17 protein-coding genes are annotated in these 23,357 nt (G+C 68.0%); 10 read left to right on the forward strand and 7 right to left on the reverse strand.

Translation table 11 applies throughout. The features are described 5' to 3' along the window. Positions 1-122: 122 nt before the first annotated feature. Positions 123-2,219, reverse strand: coding sequence for a transketolase (gene tkt / locus AC07PR_RS25360; protein ID WP_495136943.1), 2,097 nt, complete (start codon positions 2,217-2,219; stop codon positions 123-125). Positions 2,220-2,399: 180 nt separating this feature from the next. On the opposite strand from tkt, the gene murU reads away from it, so the two are divergent. Beyond that, positions 2,400-3,092: an N-acetylmuramate alpha-1-phosphate uridylyltransferase MurU gene (gene murU / locus AC07PR_RS25365; protein WP_495136944.1), complete on the forward strand. Its 693-nt coding sequence runs from the start codon at positions 2,400-2,402 to the stop codon at positions 3,090-3,092. A gap of 51 nt (positions 3,093-3,143) precedes the next feature. Here the strand turns inward: murU and AC07PR_RS25370 are convergent, their stop codons facing one another. Further along, positions 3,144-3,464, reverse strand: coding sequence for a hypothetical protein (locus tag AC07PR_RS25370; RefSeq protein WP_377159491.1), 321 nt, complete (start codon positions 3,462-3,464; stop codon positions 3,144-3,146). 821 nt (positions 3,465-4,285) lie between these two features. Between AC07PR_RS25370 and AC07PR_RS25375 the strand changes: the two genes are divergently transcribed. Together AC07PR_RS25375 and AC07PR_RS25380 are read left to right on the forward strand one after the other, a co-directional pair. Next, complete coding sequence (locus AC07PR_RS25375; RefSeq protein WP_495136945.1) at positions 4,286-4,480, forward strand: hypothetical protein; 195 nt, start codon at positions 4,286-4,288, stop codon at positions 4,478-4,480. Between the two features lie 374 nt (positions 4,481-4,854). Next, entirely contained in the window at positions 4,855-5,460 is a 606-nt protein-coding gene (locus AC07PR_RS25380; protein ID WP_495136946.1) for a hypothetical protein, read from the forward strand. Positions 5,461-5,750: 290 nt separating this feature from the next. Here AC07PR_RS25380 and AC07PR_RS25385 read toward each other — a convergent pair whose 3' ends face one another. From AC07PR_RS25385 to AC07PR_RS25400, 4 genes are all read right to left on the reverse strand, one after another. Further along, positions 5,751-6,887, reverse strand: a complete 1,137-nt coding sequence (locus AC07PR_RS25385; RefSeq protein WP_377159497.1) for a YbdK family carboxylate-amine ligase — start codon at positions 6,885-6,887, stop codon at positions 5,751-5,753. A gap of 73 nt (positions 6,888-6,960) precedes the next feature. Continuing rightward, positions 6,961-8,205: a cation:proton antiporter gene (locus tag AC07PR_RS25390; RefSeq protein WP_377159499.1), complete on the reverse strand. Its 1,245-nt coding sequence runs from the start codon at positions 8,203-8,205 to the stop codon at positions 6,961-6,963. Positions 8,206-8,523: 318 nt separating this feature from the next. Further along, on the reverse strand, positions 8,524-11,847 hold the full coding sequence (locus AC07PR_RS25395) for a ligand-binding sensor domain-containing diguanylate cyclase (protein WP_495136947.1): 3,324 nt from the start codon (positions 11,845-11,847) through the stop codon (positions 8,524-8,526). A gap of 255 nt (positions 11,848-12,102) precedes the next feature. Further along, positions 12,103-13,083 (reverse strand): potassium channel beta subunit family protein, encoded by a 981-nt coding sequence (locus AC07PR_RS25400; RefSeq protein ID WP_495136948.1) that lies wholly within the window; start codon positions 13,081-13,083, stop codon positions 12,103-12,105. A gap of 257 nt (positions 13,084-13,340) precedes the next feature. On the opposite strand from AC07PR_RS25400, the gene AC07PR_RS25405 reads away from it, so the two are divergent. From AC07PR_RS25405 to AC07PR_RS25415, 3 genes are all read left to right on the forward strand, one after another. Next, entirely contained in the window at positions 13,341-15,116 is a 1,776-nt protein-coding gene (locus AC07PR_RS25405; RefSeq protein ID WP_495136949.1) for an alkaline phosphatase D family protein, read from the forward strand. Positions 15,117-15,196: 80 nt separating this feature from the next. After that, complete coding sequence (locus AC07PR_RS25410; protein WP_495136950.1) at positions 15,197-16,480, forward strand: FAD-dependent monooxygenase; 1,284 nt, start codon at positions 15,197-15,199, stop codon at positions 16,478-16,480. Positions 16,481-16,556: 76 nt separating this feature from the next. Next, entirely contained in the window at positions 16,557-17,795 is a 1,239-nt protein-coding gene (locus AC07PR_RS25415; RefSeq protein ID WP_495136951.1) for an MFS transporter, read from the forward strand. 8 nt (positions 17,796-17,803) lie between these two features. Here AC07PR_RS25415 and AC07PR_RS25420 read toward each other — a convergent pair whose 3' ends face one another. After that, complete coding sequence (locus tag AC07PR_RS25420; protein WP_483108048.1) at positions 17,804-18,013, reverse strand: hypothetical protein; 210 nt, start codon at positions 18,011-18,013, stop codon at positions 17,804-17,806. A 374-nt stretch (positions 18,014-18,387) separates the two neighbouring features. On the opposite strand from AC07PR_RS25420, the gene AC07PR_RS25425 reads away from it, so the two are divergent. The 4 genes from AC07PR_RS25425 to AC07PR_RS25440 all read left to right on the forward strand — a co-directional run bounded on the left by AC07PR_RS25425 (position 18,388) and on the right by AC07PR_RS25440 (position 23,276). Continuing rightward, complete coding sequence (locus AC07PR_RS25425; RefSeq protein ID WP_377159514.1) at positions 18,388-19,620, forward strand: ABC transporter substrate-binding protein; 1,233 nt, start codon at positions 18,388-18,390, stop codon at positions 19,618-19,620. A gap of 89 nt (positions 19,621-19,709) precedes the next feature. Beyond that, positions 19,710-20,585 carry a branched-chain amino acid ABC transporter permease gene (locus AC07PR_RS25430; RefSeq protein WP_377159516.1) on the forward strand — a complete coding sequence of 292 codons (876 nt, stop codon included), beginning with the start codon at positions 19,710-19,712 and terminating at the stop codon, positions 20,583-20,585. Positions 20,586-20,590: 5 nt separating this feature from the next. Continuing rightward, positions 20,591-22,537 carry a branched-chain amino acid ABC transporter ATP-binding protein/permease gene (locus tag AC07PR_RS25435; protein WP_377159518.1) on the forward strand — a complete coding sequence of 649 codons (1,947 nt, stop codon included), beginning with the start codon at positions 20,591-20,593 and terminating at the stop codon, positions 22,535-22,537. Between the two features lie 16 nt (positions 22,538-22,553). Next, the gene (locus tag AC07PR_RS25440; protein ID WP_297523854.1) at positions 22,554-23,276 is read left to right on the forward strand and encodes an ABC transporter ATP-binding protein; all 723 of its coding nucleotides are present in this window, start codon (positions 22,554-22,556) and stop codon (positions 23,274-23,276) included. Positions 23,277-23,357: the final 81 nt, after the last annotated feature.

Raw genomic sequence — 23,357 nt, forward strand, 5'->3', positions numbered from 1 at the left:
TTACGAGGAATTTCAAAGCGTGGGTACATCGCCGGTGCGGGACGCTTCGTTCGAAGCTGCACGCCCAGCAAAAAGGGGTGCCGAAGCACCCCTTTGCTGTCGATCGCCGAAGCGGTCGTGGCTTACTTCAGGCGCGCCTTGCCCAGCACCACCTTGACGGTATCGGCGACGTTCTCCGGCGTGAAGCCGAAGTGCTTGAACAGCACGTTGGCCGGGGCCGACTCGCCGTAGGTGTCCAGGCCGACGACGGCGGACACGCCGTACTTCCACCACAGGTCGGTCACGCCGGCCTCGATGGCGACGCGCGGCAGGCCGTCCGGCAGCACGCCCTTCTTGTACTTGGCGTCCTGGCGGTCGAACAGGCTCGTGCAGGGCATCGAGACCACGCGCACCGGGATGCCGGCCACGGCCAGCTGCTGCTGCGCCGCGATGGCCAGCTGCACTTCCGAGCCGGTGGCGATCAGCACGGCTTGCGCCTTCTTCTTCAGGCCGACGTCGGCCGGCTCGCTCAGCACATAGCCGCCGGTGGTGATGGCGTCGACGGCCTCGCCCGACTTCCTCAGGTAGGGCAGGTTCTGGCGGCTCAGCGCGAGCACGCTGGGGCGCTGGCTGTTGGCCAGGGCCAGCGTCCAGGCCACCGCGGTCTCAGCGGTGTCGGCGGGACGCCAGACGTCCAGGCCGGGGATCAGTCTCAGGCTGGAGACGTGCTCGACGGACTGGTGGGTCGGGCCGTCTTCGCCCAGGCCGATGGAGTCGTGCGTGAACACGTGGATCACGCGCTGCTTCATCAGCGCGGCCATGCGGATCGCGTTGCGGCTGTAGTCGCTGAAGGTCAGGAAGGTGCCGCCGTAGGGGATGAAACCGCCGTGCAGCGCGACGCCGTTCATGATCGCGGCCATGCCGAACTCGCGCACGCCGTAGTTGATGTGGCGGCCGCCGTTGGAGCTGCCGTCCTCTTCCAGGCGGAAGGCGGGCGTGCTCTTGGTGTTGGTCAGGTTGGAGCCGGTCAGGTCGGCGGAGCCGCCCAGCAGTTCGGGCATCGCGGCGGTGAAGGCTTCCAGCGCGATCTGGCTGGCCTTGCGGGAGGCGACGGTCTCGGCCTTCTCATGCGCGCCGATGACGGCCTGCGCGGCGACGTCGGCGAAGTTGGGCGGCAGCACGCCGGCGATGCGGCGCGAGAACTCCGCGGCCAGTTCCGGGAACTGCGTGGCGTAAGCGTCGAACTTCTCGTCCCAGGCCTTTTCGAAGCCGGTGCCGGCGTCCTTGGCGTCCCAGTCGGCGTAGACCTCGGCGGGCAGCACGAAGGGCTCGTGCGACCAGCCCAGCGCTTCGCGGGTCAGCTTGATTTCCTCGGCGCCGAGCGGCTCGCCGTGGGCCTTCGACGTGTTGGCGCGGTTCGGGCTGCCCTTGCCGATGTGGGTCTTCGCGATGATCAGCGAGGGCTTGTCCTTGCTGGTCTTGGCCAGCGCGATGGCGGCGTCGACGGCGTCGACGTCATGGCCGTCGACCGGGCCGACGACGTTCCAGCCGTAGGCGGCGAAGCGCTTGGCGGTGTCGTCGCCGAACCAGGGACCGACCTGGCCGTCGATGGAGATGCCGTTGTCGTCGTAGATCGCGATCAGCTTGTTCAGCTTCCACGAGCCGGCCAGCGAGCAGGCTTCATGGCTGATGCCTTCCATCAGGCAGCCGTCGCCGAGGAAGGCGTAGGTGTGATGGTCGACGATGGTGTGGCCGTCGCGGTTGAATTCCTTGGCGAGCTGCTTCTCAGCCAGCGCGAAGCCGACGGCGTTGGTGATGCCCTGGCCGAGCGGGCCGGTGGTGGTCTCGACGCCGGGGGTGATGCCGACTTCCGGGTGGCCCGGGGTCTTGGAGTGCATCTGGCGGAAGGCCTTGAGCTCGGAGACGGGCAGGTCATAGCCGGTCAGGTGCAGCAGGGCGTAGATCAGCATCGAGCCGTGGCCGTTGGACAGCACGAAGCGGTCGCGGTCGGCCCACTGCGGGTTGGCCGGGTTGTGGCGCAGGTGGCGCTTCCACAGCGCGACGGCGATCTCGGCCATGCCCATCGGGGCGCCCGGGTGGCCGGAGTTGGCCTGCTGGACGGCGTCCATCGCCAGGGCACGGATGGCGTTGGCCATCTGGGTGGTGTTCGGGGTGACGACGGCAGCGCTGGTCTCGGCCATGGTGTTGGTCTCGGGCAGGAGTTGGGGCAAACCCGGCATTCTAGTGACCCGCCGCAAACTCGCTTTGGGCGCCCCGCTTCGTTGCGAATCCTCGCCATAGCTGGGCTATGGCTCCGGTTCACGCCTAGCGGTGCATCCCAAAGCGAGTCCGCGGCGGGTCACTAGATCGAGCGGTGTGGTCGAACACTACACTCGCGCTCGATATTTTCTGGATTGACGATGCGAGCCATGATCCTCGCGGCCGGGCGCGGCGAGCGCATGCGGCCGCTGACCGACCACACGCCCAAGCCCTTGCTGAAGGTGCGCGGCAAGCCGCTGATCGAGTGGCACATCGAGGCGTTCGCGCGGGCCGGGATCCGGGACATCGTGATCAACACGGCGTGGCTGCACGAGCAGTTCGAGGCGACGCTGGGCGACGGCGCGCGATTCGGCGTGACGCTGCATTACAGCCACGAAGGCGAGAGCTACGGTCGCGCGCTGGAGACCGGCGGCGGCATCGCGACAGCCCTGGACCTGCTGTGCGCGGATGGCGACGATGCGTTCTGGGCGGTGTCGGCGGACATCTTCATTCCGGAGTTCGAGTTCGATTCGTCAAAGGCCGCGGCCTTCGCGGCGAGCCCGTTGCTGGCGCACCTGTGGTTCGTGCCGAAGCAGCCGCGGCATCCGACGGGGGACTTCGGCATCGATGCAGATGGCGTCGCGACGATCGATGGCGACCTCGAGGTCTACAGCAACATCGGCCTGTACAAGCGCGCGTTCTTCGACGGCGTACTGCCGGGGCAGCACCAGCGCATCCGCGCGAGCCTCGACCGCGCGATCGGCGCGCGAGCGGTGACGGCGGAGCTCTACCCCGGGCCGTGGGCGAATGTGGGGTCGCCGGAGCAGTTGGAAGAGCTCAACGGCAAGGGCTGACAACGAGCAGCCTGTTTTTTTGAGATCGCAATTTGCGATCTCAAAGAACCGTCACTCCATGAGCTTTCTGAGGCCGGTCTGGAAGGCGACGGTGAGCACGCCAATGATGAAAGCGCCGAGGAAGCTGGTATCCAGGATGAACTTGAAGGCGACCAGCATCAGCAGAGGCGCGACCAGCAAACCGCGCAAAGGTCCGAGCAGCAGCAAGCCGGCGATCACGACCAACCCCGACACGACGCTGGCGACCGCGCAGCGACCGAAGCTCACTTCATGCGCGCCAACGATCTTTGCGGCGAACCAGATGCAGCCAATGCTGGCGATGGTCGAGACGACCATGGAGAGCAGGCTGAAAGTGGCGAAGAGGGTGCTCATGGCGTGCGCGTTCTGACAGTCCGGAATCGAAGCGCGCGAGTCTAGATCCCGCGCGTGTGCTCGCGAGACCCTCTGAAGAGGGGGGCAACTGCGGAAATTCGAGCGGAGCACTGCGGCGTTTTGAGATCGCAATTTGCGATCTCAAACGATGAGACCCAGAAACGAGAAACCCGCCTTTTGCACGTCTGCTTGCGCAGAACCCTGGCCGAAAACCAGGACGTGTGGCGGGTGTGTTGGGATGAAGTCTAAGCGGCAACTTCGGGATGAAGCAAGGGCCGTGTGGCGTCGTTGACGACGACCTGACAAGACCTGGCCCTTCGGTGGGAAGCGCATCCCCCACACGACCCCACGATGGCGGAATCGCCGGAGCTCTTTGATCTTTATCAGAGAGTGAGACCGCGACCGGTTGCACGATGGACTCCGGTGTTTCAAACCCACCTTGCTGATCCCGCTCTCGCGTTCAATGCGAGTGCGCCGTCCCTGTCATTTCGATCATGGGCGAGATGGACCATTCCGTGAGGGTGGTCACACGGCGAAAGCAAGGTGGTTTGAACATCTCGCCCACCCCTTCGATTCGATCGTCCGCATGCCGCGGCTCGGCAGTCGAAGCCGGTGGTTTCCAAAGTTCTTCGGAGTCTTACGAACATGGGAACCCTGCATCAAACGCGTATCAACGAAGCGCGCGGTCCGATCCGCGACCGCCGTCCGCTGGCGGGCTGCGACGTCGGCTCGCTCATCAGCCTTCAAAACGAATGGGGCATGAGCGACGCGCAGCTCTTTGGCCTGCGCCTTGGCGCCGACGCGGTTTGCCTGCGCACGACGTGTCCGTCGCCTCGGCGATCGCCAACCTGCGTCACACCCTCGTGTCCGCAGCGGCGACGCTGTCGATGGTCGAGGACAACTGCGTCGAGGGCGATCCGTCTCGCCACGTGGTCGAGAGCGTGCGCCAGTCGCTGCGCGAAGGCCTCGGCATGCTGGGCATCGTCGGCCGCGCTGTGGACGAAGTGCCCGTTTGAGATCGCAGATTGCGATCTCAAAAGCTGGGATGTCGACCTTGAACTGGCAATGCCTCGATGGGCGCAACTTCGACTGCGCCCTCTGCCGACTCGGAGGAGGAAGTCGGCGCAGAAAAGGCGAAGGCCCGATCAACAGACCGGGCCTTCTGGTCGCTTACCGGAAAACGCATTCGCCGGGGCTAACACACGACAGAGCGTTGAAAGCGCACTCGCAACGTCATGAGTGCCATCGTAGATCAAGACAGAACTCGCAGCAATCACTTATGCCGTTGGATCTTGCAGACGTCGTCTCCGCTGTTTCTCCGAATCGACTCGCGCCCTACCGAACAAGGCTAGCCCGTCGGAGTACGTTGGACGCGGTGAGGGCAAAGTATTTGCTGAACGACATCAGTCAGCATTTCTACGTCCCCCTTCGCATGGTCGAAGTAGCACTTCGCAATCGGATCAACGCCGCGATCTGCGAGAGCTTCCCGGCCACGTGGTACGACACCCTTCCGTACTCTCAAGGCGGCCGGGAGTCCGTCGCGGCCGCCAAGGCCGGTGCTGCCAGGGACGTGGTGAATCGAGCCCTCGTTCCTGATGACGTCGTGTGTCGGCTCACGTTCGGCTTCTGGGTGAACATGCTCGATCCCCACTACCGCAATGCCGCCACGAAGTCTCGATTCATCTGGAATCAACATCGATTCAGGACAGCGTTCCCTGGATCTGGCCCAGGCCTTACGGCAGCGAGGGTCATGGACCGACTTCGGCAGCTCAAAGATCTGCGCAATCGGCTCTTCCACCACGAACCCATCTGGAAGAGCAAGCACGTGAATTCACTGCCAGACGCCGTCCGAGTGTTGAGGGCCAAGTACGAAGAGGTGTGCGAGGTGCTGGGATGGTTGTCGCCTGAGCAGCACGCACTCATCAACGCTTGGGGCTTTCCGGGCCGATTCCAATTGGCCTGCAACCTTGAACGATTCGACCGGCACCTTTGGTAGCACGGCGAGGCATCCATCCCTGCGTGTCGCGGCGCATCGAACGAGAAGTGATGTCCGGCGCGGTCCTCAACCCATCATCAAAATCTTTGGATGAACACATTCAAGCAAGGCAATCTCTTTGACTCTGACGCTGAAGGCCTCGTCAACGCCGTCAACACGGACGTCCACGTTGAAGTCTTTGAGCCCATCGTTTGAGATCGCAGATTGCGATCTCAAACCCCCGTCGCGAGGAAAGTGGACTGATGTTTTGAGATCGCAAATTGCGATCTCAAACGCTCAGAGGGTCCGGTTCAGCGCGCCGTCCCCACCGGCCTTCCCGCCCAGCGCTCGCACTGCTGCCGCACCAGCTCGTTCAGCAGCTGTTCTTTCTCCACGACCCCGCGCGCCCACGTCGCGTCGTTGCCCTGCCAGCGCATCTCCTCGCGGACATACCGCAGCGCCGGTTCCGCCTTCAGCGCGACCGCGTGCGGCTCCAGCGCATGCAGCGTCACATTCAGGTCCTCGCGCAGGCTGCGGTGCTCGCCGCTCTTCGGATCGACGAAGGTCCCGTCCAGTCCGAACCGGCACGCCTGGAACCGGTTGAATGTGTAGGGCAGGTAGTCGTCCTCGTGCAGCTCGAACGGCTTGTCGTGCGAGATCCACCGTGCCAGGCACTGGATCAGCGCCGCCAGCGCCGACGCCTTCTCGATCGTCAGCGGCGTGTCGAGCACCCGCACTTCGATCGTTCCGTACTCGGGCTTGGGTCGGATGTCCCAGTAGAAGTCCTTCATGCTCTTCACGACGCCCGTGTGGGTCATCTTCTCGAAGAATACGAGGAAGTCGTCCCAGGTCAGCACGAAGGGCGCGCGCCCCGACAGCGGGAACGCGAACACCGAGTTCAGCCGCGCCGAGTGGAAGCCGGTGTCATTCCCCTGCACATACGGCGACGACGCCGACAGCGCGATCAGATGCGGGATGAAGCGCGACAACCCGTGCAGCAGCCGCAGCGCCTGGTCCGGGCCCTCGCAGCCGATGTGCACGTGCTGCCCGAACACCGTGAACTGCTTGCTCAGGTAGCCGTACAGCGACGAGATCTCCTGGAAGCGCGGCTTGTCGAAGATCCGTTGCTTGCTCCAGTGCTGGTACGGGTGTGTGCCGCCGCCGGACAGGCCGAGGTTGAGCCGGTCGGCGCTGCGCACCAGCGCGTCGCGCGTGACGGTCAGCTGCTCCAGCACCTGCTCGTAGTTCGTGCACACGTTGGTGCAGAGCTCGATCATGCTGTCCGTGATCTCGGGCGTCACGTCACCCGGCACGGTCTCACCCTTCATCACCCGCAGCAGATCCTTCGAACCCGGCATCAGGTCGTAGTCGTGGCGATTGACGATCTGGAGTTCGAGCTCGACCCCCATTGTCAGGGGCTTCGAGATTGCAAATGGTTCGAGGCTCATGTTTGCTCCCTCGGCTTCGCCGGTCCCTCCAAGAGGGACGCAGCACCGCCTTCGGGCGGCCGTGCGGCTGTGCTCATCGCTTCGCAGCCTCCTTGACTACAGGCGTTTCAGGGTGATGCTCGCCGGCGAGGCGCAAGCCCCATTGCACGGCGATCGGGCCGACCAGCTCCATCAAGGCGATCGTCGACAGGATGACGGGTGCGAGCAGGGTCGCAATCTGTGGATGGTGCAACTGCACCTCGCTGAACAGCACCAGCATCGTGCCCGACACCGGACTCAGGCACACCGCCAGCGCGATGCCCTGGCGGGCGTCGATGCCGCTGAGGCGCGCCATGCTGGTCAGGGCCAGCGCCTTGGCCACCAGGCGAAGCAGCAGCAGCGCCAGCGCCAGCACCGCGCCCATCGCCAGCGCCTGCAGCGTCCACGCGGAACCCACCGCGACGAACAGCATCAGCACCAGCACCCCGCCCGCCGTGCCGAAGTGGCGCGGCCAGACCCACGGCCGTTCGGTCGTGTTGCGCAGGATCATGCCGGCCAGCAGCGGCACCAGCAGCGTCGACAGGTTCAGCACCCGCGCCACGCTCAGCGCCACCAGCACCAGGCCGAGCAGCATCAGCACCGAGTTCTCGTTGCGCAGGTCGAGCCGGCGCATCAGGTTGGCGGTGAGACGCGCCAGCAGCGCGGCGACGATGATCGAACCGACGAACGCATACAGCGGCTGCGCGACGGCTTCCAGCCAGTCGCCCTTCTGGTCCAGCGCGAGCCAGCCCAGCAGCAGCTTGTGCGCCAGCACGCCGTAGATCGTGTTCAGCGAAGTCAACGCGAGCATGCGCTCGCTCACCTGACCGGCGGCGCGCAGCTCCGCGCCGACTCTGCCGACCACCGCGGCACTGGACGCCATCGTCAGGACCGCGCAGCTGAACGACACCAGCGGACTCACACCCAGCAGCGTCAGCCCGAAGCCGACGACGACGAAGGACGCGAGCGCCTCTGCCGCGCTGGCGCCCAGCAGTGCTTTGTTGTTGCGCAGCCAGCGCAGGTTCACGCGCGAGCCCATCTCGAACAGCAGCAGCGCCAGCGCCAGATCGACGACGAGCCGCAGCCGCGCGTCCAGCGCGCCGTTGGCGAAGATGCCGTGGCCGAGCGCCGCCAGCACCATGCCGACGACGCTGTAGCCGACGACGCGGGGCAGGCCCAGGCGGCGGTTCACGAATTCGCCGAGCACGCCGGCGGCCACCATGGTCAGCGAGGCCCAGAACAGCCAGTCGGGCCGAGGCGGCCAGCTGCTGAACTGCAGGAAGTTCGCAAAGTCGTTCATCAAAACGAAGGTTCTCCTCGATTCGTGGACGGCGGCCAGCTCCGGATGTCCGGAGGGCCGGGGGACAGCCCCCGATCATCGGGCCAATCCGGTCGCCATGGCGGCGATCCAGGACAGGCGCTGGCAGCCTTTACTTGTCGGCTTTACCGATTGCCGGTCATCGGCCATCGGGTGGGAGCGTCAATTGCCGTCTCCGCGCCGGTCTCGTCGCACGTGGGGCAATCGGCGGACCGGGAGGTGATCCGGACGGGCCGTGCCGCAGGGGTCAGGACTTGCCGGCGTCGATCCCCCGCGAGAGTGCGGATCGGGGATCGGGAATCAAAGGGCCGGCGGCGAAGAGCGCACGACCGTCAGGTCGCCGCTCGTCAGCCAGTCTGCCATCGATTCGCGCGAGTGCTGGCGCAATGCGCCCTCGAGGTCGGGGACATCGTCCCGCGGCGGGACGCCGATGACGCCCTCCCACCCGTTGCGCCCGCGGCGCTTGACCGCGTACAGGGCCTCGTCGGCGAGCGCGATCGTCGCGGCCCAGTCCAGCGCGCGCGGGAACGCCGGCGCGAGCGGGAAGGCCGCGAAACCCACCGAGCAGGTCACGTCCACGGTCCGGCCTTCGTCGAGATCGAACGGCGCGCCGCTGACCTGCAGGCGCGCTCTTTCGGCGAGTTCGGCCGCATGCGCCCGCGACGTGTCGCGCGCGACGATGAGGAACTCCTCGCCGCCCCAGCGAACCAGATAGTCCGCCTCGCGGAACACCGCGGTGAGCCGCTCGCGCATCTGCTGCAGCACCGCGTCGCCGGCCGCGTGGCCGAGGCGATCGTTCAGCGCCTTGAAGTGGTCGAGGTCGAGCAGGAAGAAGATCAGGTCGCCGTCGTCCGGCGGCGTCACGCCGTCGCCGTGCGCCTGCTCATGACGGCGCACCGCGAGCGCCACGTCCGCGTCGATGTGCTGCGTCAGGAAGCGGCGGTTGCGCAGGCCGGTGAGCGGGTCGGACAGGCTGGATTCCTCCAGCGCCACCGTCTTCGCCTGCAGATCGAGCGAGAGCCGTTCAAGCTCCGCCGTCCGTGCCCTCACCTTGATCTCCAGCGCCATCTGCGAACGCCGCAGGTACGAGGTCCGCAGCGCCACCAGCAGGTAGACCAGCGCGATCAGGGTCGCGCCGCCGAGCGTGCGCGCCCACCATGTCTGCCACCAGTCCGGCAGCACGCGCACGGGGATGTCGAGCTCCAGCGGGCTCCACACGCCGTTGCGGTTGGTGCCGCGCACACGCAGGCGGTACTTGCCCGGATCGAGGTTGGTGTAGACCGCCACGCGCAGGTCGGCGCCGGTGCTGATCCACTCCGGATCGAAACCCTCCAGCTGGTAGGCGTAGCGGTTGCGTTCGGGCTCGCTGAAGTCCAGCGCGGCGAACTCGACGCTGAAGCTGCGGTTGTCGGCGCCGATGGTCAGGCCGTTCTCCGGCAGCTTGCCGGCGGCCAGGCGCTGGCCGTCCACGCGCAACTCGGTCGTGACCAGCGCGGGCTGATAGGCCCAGGCCTCGAAGCGTTCGGGCGTCACCACCAGCACGCCCTTGCTGCCGCCGAACAGCAGACGTCCGTCGCGCGTCTTCATGTAGGCGCGGAACCAGCCGGTGCCGATGTCGACGCCGTCGGCGTTGGTCAGCTCGTAGTAGTTGTCCTTGGCCGGGTCGTAGACGAAGTTCTGCGACCAGATGCGGCCCTCGCCGTCTTCGAGCAGGTTGGCGCCGAAGGCGCGGCCGAGCACGCCGTGCTTCTCGCTGATGCGGTCGAACTCGGCATCGCGGCCGTCCCAGCGGGTGAGCAGGTGCAGCCCCGCCGCGGTGTCCACCCACAGGCGCTGCTTCGAATCGACCAGCAGGCCGACGATGGAGTGGTGGCTCAGGTCGCGGCCCGGCCGGGCGCGCGCGACGACCAGTTCCGTGCCGCCCGGAGCGATCCGGTACAGGCCCTTCTCGGTGCCGACCCACAGGCCGCCGTCCTCGGTCTCGGACAACGCGTTCACGTCGCCGGTCAGCGGCTGGCCGCCTTCCTGCCGGAGCCGGATCGGTGTCGTCAGTCCGGCCTGAGCGCCGTGTGCCGACGAACCCGGTGGCAAGCGGAAGAGCCCGTCCTGCGTGCCGATCCACAGCGTGCCGTCGCGGCCGGCGAGCAGCCGTCGCGCGCGGCCCGTGCCGGCCTGGATGACGCGCAGCAGCTGCCGGTCACGCGTGTACTGGTGGAGGCCGCCGTCGCTGCCGAGCCAGATCGTCCCGTCCTTCATCTGGACGAGGCTGGAGATGCGTCCGCCCGACAAGCCGCCGCGCTGACCCGGCGCGGGGCGCAGCGTCGCGATCGAGCGCAGTTGCTCGTCGAGCACGGTCACGCCGCTCTCGTTGCTGCCGAGCCAGATCTCGCCGCTGTCGAGCTGCACCATCGCGCGCGTGCTCGGGTCGATCAACTGGGCCTGCTTGCCCGGATCGCGGCCGCGCACCCAGGTGCTGGTGTTCGACGGGTTGTGACGTTGAAGGCCACCCCCGTATCCGCCGGTCCAGATCCAGCCGGCGCGGTCGCGCATCAGCGCGCGGACCTCGTTGCCGCCGAGGCTGCCGCGGTTGAGCGGATCGTGCTTCATGGTCCGCAGCAGCTCGCCGCTGGCGACGGCGCGCAGCTCCAGCCCGCCGTTGCGGCCCAGCCAGAGGTGGCGATCGTCCAGCGCGACGAAGGTGTTGACCGAGCCGTTCACCGCTTCCTCGGCGCGCTCGAGCAGCGTGCCCTCACCGGTCTTCGGATCGACGAGGGCGAGGTCGCCCTGCTGCGTGCCGGCCCAGACGCGGCCGTCGGGCGCGAGGAACAGGCTCAGCACGATCTTGTTGGCGAGGCCCGGCTTGCCCGGCGTCGAGAACACCGGCTCGAAGCGATCGGAGCCGGCGCGCTTGCGCGCCAGGCCCTTCCAGGTGCCGACCCACAACGAGCCTTCGCCATCGACGGCCAGCGACTGGACGCGGTCGTCGGGCAGGCCGCCTTGCGCGCGGTCGGCCTGGCGGAAATGCTGGAAGCGGCCCTCGACCGGGTCGTAGCGGTCGAGCCCGTGACCGATCGTGCCGATCCAGAGCTGGCCATCGCGATCCTCGGCCAGCGCGCGGATCGTGCCGGCGGAGACCGCGCTGCGCGGCAGCTGCGGATTGGCGTCGGAACGGAACAGCGACAGCTTCTCGCTCTGCGGGTCGTAGGCGGCCAGGCCGTCGGCCTCGGTGCCGATCCACAGGCGGCCGTCGCGCGCGACCAGCAAGGCGCGGATGAAACCCAGGCTGCGCGCCGAGCGCACGCCGTTCTCGATCGGAGCACCGGGCTGGCGGAAGTTGTAGCCGTCGAAGCGCACCAGGCCGGCGCCGGTGCCGATCCACAGGAAGCCGGTGCGGTCCTGCGCGATCGCCGAGATGATGTTCAGCGGCACCGGGGCGTCGATGCCGACGGTCTCGAAACGCGGCTCGGCGAGCAGCGACACCTCCGGCGGCGCGGGACGGTCCGCGCGCGCCTCGTCCGGGAATGCGGCGGCACCGCCCGGCGTGAGCGCCATGGCCGAAGCCAGGACCAGCACGACGGCGGCGCACAGACTCGGCAGCAGGGGAAGGGCACGTCGTCGCAACATCGCGCGGGATGCTAGCTGGCCGCCCTGCAGGATTGCGGCACCGGCGCGACAACCCCGCCCCGTCAATGAGGGGCTTGGCGGGCGGTCTGCGGACAAACCCCGAGGCCGGGGCGAAGGATGGTGCAGGCGGCGACAGCCTGCGTGAGGCCAGGCGCGGGCACTCCACGACGCGGGGGGCATCGCCTCCGCGAACCCCCCGCATCATTCCGGCCCCACGGGCACTCGCTGCCCGCGGGGCAGAGGCCTGCTCTGCGACTACTTGGCGAGGGGCAGGGTGATCGCGTCGATGCGCGCCAGGATCTCGGGCGTCAGCTTCGGCGTGACGGCCAGCGCGCCCAGGTTGTCCTGCAGCTGCGAGAGCTTGCTCGCACCGAGGATCACCGTCGACACGCGCGGGTTGCGATTGATCCAGGCGATGGCCAGTTGTGCCAGCGTGCAGCCCAGTTCGTCGGCGATCTTGCCCAGCTCGGCCACCGCGGCGTTGCGCTCCGGTTCCTGCAACTGCTCGCGCAGCCAGGACATGCTCTCCAGCGCGCCGCGGCTGCCCTCGGGGATGCCGTTGCGGTACTTGCCGGTCAGCAGGCCGGAGGCCAGCGGGCTCCACGTCGTCAGGCCCAGGCCGATGTCCTCGTAGAGGCGGGCGTACTCCTTCTCCACGCGCTGGCGGTGGAACAGGTGGTACTGCGGCTGCTCCATCACCGGCTTGTGCAGGTGATGGCGCTCGGCGATCTCCCAGGCGGCGCGGATCTCGTCGGCGCTCCACTCGCTGGTGCCCCAGTACAGCGCCTTGCCCTGCGTGATCATGTCGCTCATCGCGCGCACCGTCTCCTCGATCGGCGTGTGCGGGTCGGGACGGTGGCAGTACACGAGGTCGATCTCGTCCAGCCCGAAGCGCTTGAGCGAGCCGTCGATGGCTTGCATCAGGTACTTGCGGTTCAGCGTGTCCTTGTAGTTGATCGTGGTGCCCGACTTGTCGATGCCCCAGTAGAACTTGGTCGAGACGACGTAGGTGTGGCGGCCCCAGCCCAGCTGCCTGAAGACCTGGCCCATGATCTCCTCGCTCTTGCCGAGCGCGTAGGCCTCGGCGTTGTCGAAGAAGTTGATGCCGGCGTCGCGGGCCGCGGCCATCAGCTCGACGGCCGAGCCGGTATCGACCTGGTTGTGATACGTCACCCAGGAGCCCAGGGACAGTTCGGATACCTGCAGGCCGCTGCGGCCGAGTCGACGGTATTGCATGCGTCTTTTCTCCTCTTAGAGGCGCGCAAGGTTAGCGGAGCCCGGCGCGGCTGTCAGAGGGCATGTCGAATGCCCCGTTCCCGTGGGGACGTCCCTGTCATCGCCCCGCTGTCGCCCCGCTGTCGCCCCGCTGTCGCCCCGCTGTCGCCCTGCCGTCGGGTTGTCGTCGTCATGTCACCGTGAACACGAACACTGCGCCGCGCACATGCGACTGCACGTGCTTCATCCTCATCACGCCAGCCTCCGCTCGCCCGACCATGACCAAGAAGCCCCTGCTGAACCTGCTCAAGAACGACGAGCCTGTCTCGTCCTCCGAGACCATCGATCACACCCGGCGCCATCTGGTGCGTGGCGCGCTGGCGGCCGGCGCATTGGCCGGCCTGCCGCTGGCCGGCTGCGGCGGCGACGACGGCGATGCGCCGCAGGTCGCGGTGGTCTTCAGCCACGGCGTGGCCAGCGGCGATCCGCTGAGCGACCGCGTGATCCTCTGGACCCGCGTGCTGGCGCAGGACAGCGCCGACGCGCGCGACGTCCCCGTGAGCTGGGAAGTCGCGAGCGATGCCGCCTTCGCGTCCATCGTGGCCAAGGGCGACGCGACCGCGCGCGCCTCGAACGATTTCTGCGTGAAGGTCGACGCCACCGGGCTGCAGGCCGGCGTGCGCTACTGGTATCGCTTCAAGGCCTACGCGGCCACCTCGACCGTCGGTCGCGCGAAGACCTTGCCGACCGCCAACGTGGCGCAGGTGCGGCTGGCGGTGTTCTCGTGCTCGAACTACCCGACCGGCTACTTCAACGTCTACGCCGAGGCGGCCAAGCGCGCCGAGACCGACAGCTACGACGTCGCCGTCCACCTGGGCGACTACATCTACGAGTACGGGCCCGGCGGATACGGGAGCGGCGGCGCCCAGGCGCTGGGCCGCGTGGTCGAGCCGCAGAAGGAGATCGTCGCGCTGGCCGACTACCGCCGCCGCTACGCGCAGTACCGCGCCGACGCCGATCTTCAGAAGCTGCATGCCGCGCTGCCGATGATCGCCGTCTGGGACGACCACGAGGTCGCGAACGATGCCTGGAAGAACGGCGCCGAGAACCACCAGCCGGCCACCGAGGGCGACTTCGCCGCGCGCCGCGCCGCCGCCGTGCAGGCCTGGCACGAATGGCTGCCGGTGCGCGACGGCAGCGATCCGCTGACCACGTACCGCAGCTTCAACTTCGGCGCGCTGATGTCGCTGCACATGCTGGACACGCGGGTGCTCGCGCGCGACAAACAGCTCGACTACGCCGACTACATCACCGCGTCCGGCCTGGACAGCGCGAAGTTCCAGATCGACATGGCCCGCACCGACCGCACGCTGATGGGCGCGACGCAGAGCCAGTGGCTGCAGGCGCAGATGCAGGCCTCGACGGCGACCTGGCAGGTGCTCGGCCAGCAGGTGCTGATGGGGCGGATGAACATCCCCGCGCCGATCCTGTTCGAGGCCAACGCGCCGGGCACCGGCGTGTCGGTGTCGCAGTACGCGGCGATCGTCGCCAAGGCGCAGAGCAATCCGGCCGGCCTGACGTCGCAGGAGCAGGCGGTCCTCGCCGCGCCGAGCATTCCCTACAACCTCGACGCGTGGGACGGCTATCCGGTGGCGCGCGAAAGCTTGCTCGGCACCGTGCGCCAACTGGACAAGAACCTCGTCGTGCTGGCGGGCGACACGCACAACGCCTGGGCGAACGATCTGCTCGACGGCGCGAACCGCCAGATCGGCGTCGAGTTCGCGACCTCGTCGGTCACCTCGCCGGGCTTCGAGGAATACCTGTCCAAGGAGAACCCGCAGCAGCTCGCCGGTGCGCTCACGCAGCTGATCGGGCCGCTGGTCTACGCGGACACCTCGCGCCGCGGCTACATGACCGTGACCGCGACGGCGACCGAGTGCCGCTGCGACTGGATCTTCGTCAGCACGATCCTGAGCCGCGACTACACGGCGACGGTGGCCCAATCGCTGCGCACGCTGCCCGGCGCGAGTGGGCGCAAGCTGGTCGCGGTCTGAGGCGTGCGGGGGAGGGCGGCGATATAGTGATCCGCAACCGGTCGCCTGACGTGACCGGAGCAGTTTCACGGGTCGATGCCATGCCCCAGCCTTCAGACTCCGCCGCTCAGGACGGCGCCGCCTCCGCGGCCGCCGATGCCTTCGATGCCTCCTTCGACGGCAACGCGCCGCCGCTGCGCCTTGCGGTGATCGGCGCGGGCCCGGCGGGCCTGGCGCTGGCGCTGCTCGCCGCGCGTTACCTGCCGCAGGCGCAGGTCAGCCTCTTCGACGCCCGGCCGCTGGAGCGCGACGTCTCCGGCGATCCGCGCACGATCGCGCTGTCGCTGGGCAGCGTGCAGCTGCTGCAGCGCCTGCGCGTGTGGCCCGCGGCGCAGGCACAGGCGATCCGCGAGGTCCACGTGAGCCAGGCGCCGCCGACGCTCTCCAGTCCCTGGTTCGGACCGTCGGGCGAGCCGGAGGTGCACATCTCCGCCGCCGAACAGTCGGTGCCGCAGCTCGGCGCGGTGCTGGCCTATGGGCAACTGGTGGCACCGCTGCAGGCCGCCTGGCAGCAGGCGAGCGCGCTGGAGCCCAAGCGCCTGATCAGCCGTTTCGGTCAGGCGGTGGACGGCATCAAGCAGGACCGCCCCGACGAGGTCGAGATCGACGCCGGCATCGCCGAGCGCTTCGACCTGGCGGTGGTCGCCGAGGGCGGCGTGTTCTCCGACCAGGCCCGCAAGGCGCTGGCGCACGACTACCAGCAGAACGCCTGGGTGGGCACGGTGACGCTGTCGCCGGACAGTCCGGCGGGCGTCGCCTACGAGCGATTCACGCGACGCGGCCCGCTGGCGCTGCTGCCGCTGCCGGACCGCGAGGGCCAACGTCGCGCCGCGCTGATCTGGTGCCAGCCGCAGGACGAGGACGAGGTTGCCGGCCTGACCGACGCGCAGCGGCTGACGGTGATCCAGCAGCAGCTGCCGGACCGCGTGGGCCGTCTGCAGGGCATCGGTCCGCTGAAGTGTTTCCCGCTGGGCCTGAACGCCGAACGCACCCTGGTCGAGGGCCGCCGCATCCGCATCGGCAACGCGGCGCAGACGCTGCACCCGGTGGCGGGCCAGGGCCTGAACCTGGGCCTGCGCGACGCCTTCGCGCTGGTCGAGGCGCTGCGGCGCGATCCGCGCATCGACACGGCGCTGCGGCGCGTCGAATGGCAGCGCGCGCCGGACCGCTGGGCGACGATCCTCACGACCGACTTCCTGGCCCGGACCTTTGCCTGGCGCTGGCCGGGCCTGCCGGCGGCGCGCGGCCTGGGCCTCGCCGCGCTGCAGGCCCTGCCGCCGCTCAAGCGCGCGCTGGCCGGGCAGATGATGTTCGGCCGCCGCTGAGCCTGCGCATCGAGCCGTTCCGCCGAGCCATCCCGACGATCCTTCCATCGAGCCGCCGCCGACCGCGCCCCTTCCCATGAGCAGTCCCCCGGGCGCGGCGAGTGCCGCCGCCTCCCTCCACGACTACGCCGAACCCGGCACCACCGCCTACCGCTGCATCGCGTTCGCGCTCTTCCTGGCGGGCTTCACGACCTTCTCGCTGCTCTACAGCGTGCAGCCGCTGCTGCCGCTGTTCGCCGCGGAGTTCCACGTCGGCGCGGCGGCGAGCGCCTTGTCGCTGTCGCTGGCCACGGGTGCGCTGGCCTTCGCGATCCTGTGCGCCGGCGCGCTGTCCGAGAGCATGGACCGCAAGCGGCTGATGTTCGCGTCGATGGCGATGGCCGCGGTGCTGAACCTGATCGCCTCGGTGGTGCCGAGCTGGCACGCGATGCTGGTCGCGCGGGCGATCGAGGGCCTGGTGCTCGGCGGCGTGCCGGCGGTGGCGATGGCCTACCTGGCCGAAGAGATCCACCCCAAGGGCCTGGGCCGCGCGATGGGCCAGTACGTCGGCGGGACGGCCTTCGGCGGCATGATGGGCCGGGTCGGCGTGAGCGTGCTGAGCGACGCCTTCGGCTGGCGGCCGGCGCTTTTCGTCGTCAGCGTGCTCGGGCTGGCGGCGGCGATCGGATTCTGGTTCCTGCTGCCGCCGTCGAAGCACTTCGTGCGACGCACCGGCGTGAAGCTGTCGGAGCACGTGGCCGCGTGGCGCGGCCACCTGACGCATCCGATGCTGCCGCTGCTGTTCGCGATGGGCTTCCTGATGATGGGCATGTTCGTCGCGGTCTACAACTACGCCGGCTTCCGGCTGATGCGCGCACCGTTCTCGCTCAGCCAGAGCGCGATCGGATTGATCTTCTGCGCCTACCTGTTCGGCATTGCCGCGTCGGCGACGGCGGGCGGCCTGTCCGACCGCTTCGGGCGCGCCCCGGCGCTGCTGTCGGGCATCGCGCTGGCGACGACCGGCGTGCTGCTGACGCTGACGACCTGGCTGCCGGCGGTGATCGTGGGCATCGTGCTGCTGACGATCGGTTTCTTCGTCGCGCACTCGGTGAGCAGCGCCTGGGTCGGCGCGCTCGGCGGACGCAGCAAGGGGCATGCGGCGTCGCTGTACCTGCTGGCGTACTACATCGGCTCCAGCACGCTCGGCGCGATGGGCGGATGGTTCTGGGACCACAGCGGATGGGGCGCGCTGGTGGGGTACGCGCTGGCGGTGCTGGCCGTCGCCGCGCTCGCCGCCAGCAGCTTGCGTCGCCGGGCGAAGCAAGCTGCCGTCTGACGCGTGGATCAGCCGAAGGTGCCTGCGCCCGAGCCGGCGCCGGTCTGGAATTCAGCCGCCGCGCCGGACTCGTTGTGGTCCCGGATCGCGTCCCAGGCCAGGTCCAGCAGTTTCCCGCCGCCCCAGCCCCGGAGGAAACCGATGACGCAGACCTGGCCGAGGAGTCCGCCGCTGACCTGATCCATCAGGCCCAGGTCCAGTTCTTGGATGTCATTCATGTCGTCGCTCACTTCCTTCAATGGAGTCAAGAACGGTCCGCGGATCGAGTCCCGCGGACCGGATGGCGTGAGTAGCGACCGTGCCATGGGGCTGCATGACACCTCCGAGCGAGTGGCCAGGCCCCATGCGAAGTCGGTCGTGCACGCGAGCCGCGTGCACCTGCCTGGTGTTTGCTGTCGACACGTCCAGCTACCTGACACGACGCTGAACACCCCGATCGGGGTTTTCGATTACGTAGTCGCCTGCGTGCATTTGGACACGCTTGATGCACCATGCGCCGAGAAGGCTGACGCCGGGCGTCCGGCTGCTGTTTCGCCGCGCTCCAGGGTTGGCATTCCGACCCCTCATGGACCAAGACCATTCGGAGACAAACATGAAGTTCAGCGCGCGTTGGATCACCGCTACCGCACTGGCCGCCGCCAGTTTCGCCGCCCTCGCGGCCGACCCGATCAAGATCGGCGTCTCGGGTCCCTTCACCGGCGGCTCGTCGTCGATGGGCGTCAGCATGCGCGACGGTGTGCGATTGGCAGCCCAGGAAATCAACAAGAACGGCGGGGTCTTGGGTCGCCAGATCCAGCTCATCGAACGTGATGACGAAGCCAAGAACGAACGCGGCGTCCAGATCGCCCAGGAGCTGATCAACCGCGAGAAGGTCGCCGCCACCGTCGGCTTCATCAACACCGGCGTGGCCCTGGCCGCGCAGCGCTTCTACCAGGACGCCAAGATCCCGGTGATGAACAACGTGGCCACCGGCTCCGTGATCACGCAGCAGTTCAAGGACGCGCCGGACAACTACGTCTTCCGCAACGCCGCCCACGACAGCATCCAGGCGCCGATGATCGTGGAGGAAGCCGTCACCCGCCGCGGCTTCAAGAAGGTCGCCATCCTGGCCGACTCGACCAACTACGGCCAGCTCGGCCGCGCCGACCTGGAGAAGGCGCTGGAGCTCAAGGGCATCAAGCCGGTCGCCGTCGAGAAGTTCAACATCAAGGACGTCGACATGACGGCCCAGCTGCTCAAGGCCAAGGAAGCCGGCGCCGAGGCCATCCTGACCTACGGCATCGGCCCCGAGCTGGCGCAGATCGCCAACGGCATGACCAAGCTCGGCTGGAAGGTGCCGATGGTCGGCAGCTGGACGCTGTCGATGGCCAACTACATCGACAACGCCGGCCCCGGCGGCGAAGGCGCGCGCATGCCGCAGACCTTCATCCAGGAACCGACGACGCCCAAGCGCCAGGCCTTCATCGTCAACTACCTGAAGACGTTCAACCCGAAGAACAGCCGCATCGACTCGCCGGTGTCGGCCGCGCAGGGCTATGACTCGATCTACCTGCTGGCCGCGGCGATCAAGCAGGCCGGCGGCACCGACGGTCCCAAGGTCAAGGCCGCGCTGGAAGACCTGAAGGCGCCGGTGGAAGGCGTCGTGACGACCTACAACAAGCCGTTCACGAAAACCGACCACGAGGCCATCACCGCCAACATCCCGGTGTTCGGCGAAGTGAAGGGCCAGCGCGTCGTCTACGCCTACGAGGCCGACTTCAAGGCCGCCTCCGAGATCAAGGTCAAGGACGTGAACGCCAAGGGCGCGCTGACCCAGAAGAAGTGACCCACTGGAACGGCCGCCTCGCGCGGCCGTTTTTCCGGGCGCCGTCCTCGCGGCGGCGCCTCCGACTTCCCAGCAGTTCCGGACTCCGTATGCAGATCCTGACCCAACTGGTGTTCAGCGGCATCGCGCTCGGCATGATCTACGCGGTCATCGCCTTCGGCTACCAGCTGACCTTCTCGACTTCCGACACCCTCAACTTCGGCCAGGGCGACGCGCTGATGCTCGGCGCGCTGGTCGGGCTGACGCTCGTCGGCCACGGCGTCAATTACTGGCTCATGATCCCCATCGTGTGCCTGTTCGGCGCGCTGCAGGGCGCCTTCGTCGAGCGCATCGGCGTGCGGCCCGCCATCAAGATCAAGTCGGAGTTCGGCTGGATCATGTCCACCATCGCGCTGGGCATCATCTTCAAGAACGTGGCCGAGAACGTCTGGGGCCGCGACGACCTGAAGTTCCCCTCGCCGCTGCCGGAGGCGCCGATCAAGTTCCTCGGCGCCAACGTGCTGCCGATGGAGATCCTGGTCGTGGGCGGCGCGCTGGCGCTGATGCTGGCCGTCGAGCTCTTCAACCGGCGCTCGATCTACGGCCGCGCCGTCGTCGCGACCTTCAACGACCGCGACGCCGCCAAGCTGATGGGCATCAACACGGGGCTGGTGATCACCTTCTCCTACGCGCTGTCGTCGCTGACCGCCGCCTTCGCCGGCGTGCTGATCGCGCCGCTGACGCTGACCGGCGCCACGATGGGCGCGGTGCTCGGCCTGAAGGCCTTCGCCGTGGCGATCATCGGCGGGCTGACCTCGGGCATGGGCATCATCGTCGGCGGGATCATCCTGGGCATCGCCGAGACGACGACGGGCTTCTACCTCTCCACCGGCTACAAGGACGTGCCGGGCCTCGTGCTGCTGCTGATCGTGCTGGCGTTCAAGCCGGCCGGCCTGTTCGGCAAGACCGCGATCAAGAAGGTCTGAGCCTCATGAGTGCCACTGCCAAGATCAATCCGAAGAAGTTCATCGCGGGCGCGATCGCGCTTGTCGCGCTGCTCGCGTTCCCGCTGGTGTCCGGCAACCCGTACTACATCCACCTGGTCGAGACGATCCTGATCTACGCGATCGTGCTGTTCGGGCTCGACATCGTCGTGGGCTACACCGGGCAGGTGTCGCTGGGCCACGCGGGGCTGTTCGGCGTCGGCGCCTACACGGCCGGCGTGCTGGTCATGAAGTTCGGGCTGCCGATCTATCTGACGCTGCCGGCGGCGATCGCGGTGACGGCGGGCTTCGGCGCGCTGCTGGCGCTGCCCGCGCTGCGCGTGACCGGTCCCTACCTGGCGATGGTGACGCTGGCCTTCGGCACCATCATCCAGATCCTCATCAACGAGATGGACTTCCTGACGAACGGGCCGATGGGCATCACGCTCACCAAGCCCAAGCTGATGGACCACACGATGACGGAGGACGAGTACTACTGGCTCGTCGTGGTGATGCTGATCGCGTCGCTGGTGTTCGTGCATCGCGTGCTGCGCTCGCACCTCGGGCGCGCGTTCGAGGCGCTGCGCGGCAGCCCGGTGGCGTCGGACTGCATGGGCGTCTCGGTCTACCGCTACAAGGTCTACGCGTTCGTGATCAGCGCCGGTCTCGCCGGCCTGGCGGGCGCGCTGTACGCCTATTCCGAGCAGTACATCTCGCCCAACACCTACAACTTCGAGCTGACGGTCTTCTTCCTGCTGGCCATCATCATGGGCGGCCGCAAGACCCGCACCGGCGCGCTGCTGGGCGCGGCGATCATCGTGGTGCTGCCCAAGCTGCTCGACGACCTGGAGCTGTTCCGCTACGTGTCGGTGATCTTCGCGATCGTCGTGGCGGCGGTGACGGCCGTGGCGTGGCGCCGCGGCAAGGTCAGCGGCGTGCAGGCGGCGATCCCGGTGGTGGGCAGCATCGCGCTGGCGGCGTTGTCCTTCGTGCTGCAGACGATGACCGACTGGCGGCTGTCGATCTTCGGGCTGATCACGCTGTTCGTCGTGTACTACCTGCAGGACGGCATCGTGGGCTTCGTGCGCAACGCGCTGCACCTCAAGGCCAAGCCGGTGGGCGAGGGCGGTCCGGTGGCGGAGAAGCCGTCCGATGCGATCTCCCAGGCCACGGGCGCCGGCGCGGGCGACGAGGTCCTGATCGACGCGCGCGGCGTGCTGATGCAGTTCGGCGGCCTGAAGGCGCTGAACAACGTCGACCTGCAGGTGCGGCGCGGCACGATCCATGGCCTGATCGGGCCGAACGGGTCGGGCAAGAGCACGATGATGAACGTGCTGACCGGCATCTACGTGCCGACGGCGGGCGAGCTGAAGTTCGTCGACCGCTCGCTGGTGGGGCGGACCTCGGCGGACATCGCGCTGTCGGGCATCGCGCGGACCTTCCAGAACGTGCAGCTCTTCGGCGAGATGAGCGCGCTGCACAACGTGATGGTGGCGCTGCATCACAGCTTCGGCAGCAACCTGGTGCAGGTGGCGCTGCATTCGCCGCGCTACAACGCCGAGGACGCGAAGGCCCGCGCGCGGGCGCTGAGCCTGCTGGACTTCGTCGGCCTGGCCGACCTGGCGCTCGAGGAAGCGCGCAACCTGCCCTACGGCAAGCAGCGGCTGCTGGAGATCGCGCGGGCGCTGGCGCTGGACCCGCGCCTGCTGCTGCTGGACGAGCCGGCGGCGGGGCTGACCGCGCCCGACATCAAGGAGCTGATGCGCATCATCGGCAAGATCCGCGACCACGGCATCACGGTGATCCTGATCGAGCACCACATGGACGTGGTGATGGGCATCTGCGACGTGGTCTCGGTGCTGGACTTCGGCCAGAAGATCGCCGAGGGCAAGCCGGCGCAGGTGCAGGCCGATCCGAAGGTGATCGAGGCTTACCTCGGCGGCCAGGCGGCTTGAGCGGAACGGAACTGACATGCTGAAGATCGATCAACTGCATGCCGGCTACGGCAAGGTCGAGGTGCTGCACGGCATCTCGGTGGAAGTGCCCAAGGGCAAGGTGGTGACGCTGATCGGCTCGAACGGGGCCGGCAAGACGACGACGATGCGCGCGGTGTCGGGAATGATCGCGCCGAGCGCCGGCCAGATCACGCTCAACGGCAAGCGCATCGACGGGCTGGAGTCGTATCACATCGCCCGGCTGGGGCTGGCGCATTCGCCGGAAGGGCGCCGCGTCTTCGCGACGATGAGCGTCACCGACAACCTGCGGCTGGGCGCGTTCCCGCGCTACACCGGCGCGCGGCCCAAGGGCGACGTGGAGGCCGACCTCGAGAAGGCGATGGAGCTCTTCCCGCGCCTGAAGGAGCGGCGCCAGCAGCTCGCGGGCACGCTGTCCGGCGGCGAGCAGCAGATGCTCGCGATGGCGCGGGCGACGATGCTGAATCCGGAGGTCGTGCTGCTGGACGAGCCGTCGATGGGCCTGGCGCCCATCCTGGTGGACGAGGTGTTCCGCATCATCGCGCGGCTGAAGTCGGAAGGCGTGACGATGCTGCTGGTGGAGCAGTTCGCGGCGGCGGCGCTGGCGGTGGCGGACTACGGCTACGTGCTGGAGAACGGTCGCATCTCGCTGCACGGGCCCGCGGAGAAGCTGCGCACCGATCCGGCGGTGAAGGCGGCGTATCTGGGCGGCGGGCACTGACGGGCGGACCACCGTTCGTATCAGCGTCGACACGAACGGTCTCGAACGTGTCGGCGGCTCGGCGAGCCGGCCAAACCGGCG

It is taken from the genome of Roseateles sp. GW821-FHT09H11, assembly GCF_059415845.1.

Excerpts from the sequence above, each read along its gene's own strand:
- tkt (WP_495136943.1), bottom strand. The coding sequence starts at position 2,219 with ATGCCGGGTTTGCCCCAACTCCTGCCCGAGACCAACACCATGGCCGAG.
- murU (WP_495136944.1), top strand. The coding sequence starts at position 2,400 with ATGCGAGCCATGATCCTCGCGGCCGGGCGCGGCGAGCGCATGCGGCCG.
- AC07PR_RS25370 (WP_377159491.1), bottom strand. The coding sequence starts at position 3,464 with ATGAGCACCCTCTTCGCCACTTTCAGCCTGCTCTCCATGGTCGTCTCG.
- AC07PR_RS25385 (WP_377159497.1), bottom strand. The coding sequence starts at position 6,887 with ATGAGCCTCGAACCATTTGCAATCTCGAAGCCCCTGACAATGGGGGTC.
- AC07PR_RS25390 (WP_377159499.1), bottom strand. The coding sequence starts at position 8,205 with ATGAACGACTTTGCGAACTTCCTGCAGTTCAGCAGCTGGCCGCCTCGG.
- AC07PR_RS25395 (WP_495136947.1), bottom strand. The coding sequence starts at position 11,847 with ATGTTGCGACGACGTGCCCTTCCCCTGCTGCCGAGTCTGTGCGCCGCC.
- AC07PR_RS25400 (WP_495136948.1), bottom strand. The coding sequence starts at position 13,083 with ATGCAATACCGTCGACTCGGCCGCAGCGGCCTGCAGGTATCCGAACTG.
- AC07PR_RS25405 (WP_495136949.1), top strand. The coding sequence starts at position 13,341 with ATGACCAAGAAGCCCCTGCTGAACCTGCTCAAGAACGACGAGCCTGTC.
- AC07PR_RS25410 (WP_495136950.1), top strand. The coding sequence starts at position 15,197 with ATGCCCCAGCCTTCAGACTCCGCCGCTCAGGACGGCGCCGCCTCCGCG.
- AC07PR_RS25415 (WP_495136951.1), top strand. The coding sequence starts at position 16,557 with ATGAGCAGTCCCCCGGGCGCGGCGAGTGCCGCCGCCTCCCTCCACGAC.
- AC07PR_RS25420 (WP_483108048.1), bottom strand. The coding sequence starts at position 18,013 with ATGAATGACATCCAAGAACTGGACCTGGGCCTGATGGATCAGGTCAGC.
- AC07PR_RS25425 (WP_377159514.1), top strand. The coding sequence starts at position 18,388 with ATGAAGTTCAGCGCGCGTTGGATCACCGCTACCGCACTGGCCGCCGCC.
- AC07PR_RS25430 (WP_377159516.1), top strand. The coding sequence starts at position 19,710 with ATGCAGATCCTGACCCAACTGGTGTTCAGCGGCATCGCGCTCGGCATG.
- AC07PR_RS25435 (WP_377159518.1), top strand. The coding sequence starts at position 20,591 with ATGAGTGCCACTGCCAAGATCAATCCGAAGAAGTTCATCGCGGGCGCG.
- AC07PR_RS25440 (WP_297523854.1), top strand. The coding sequence starts at position 22,554 with ATGCTGAAGATCGATCAACTGCATGCCGGCTACGGCAAGGTCGAGGTG.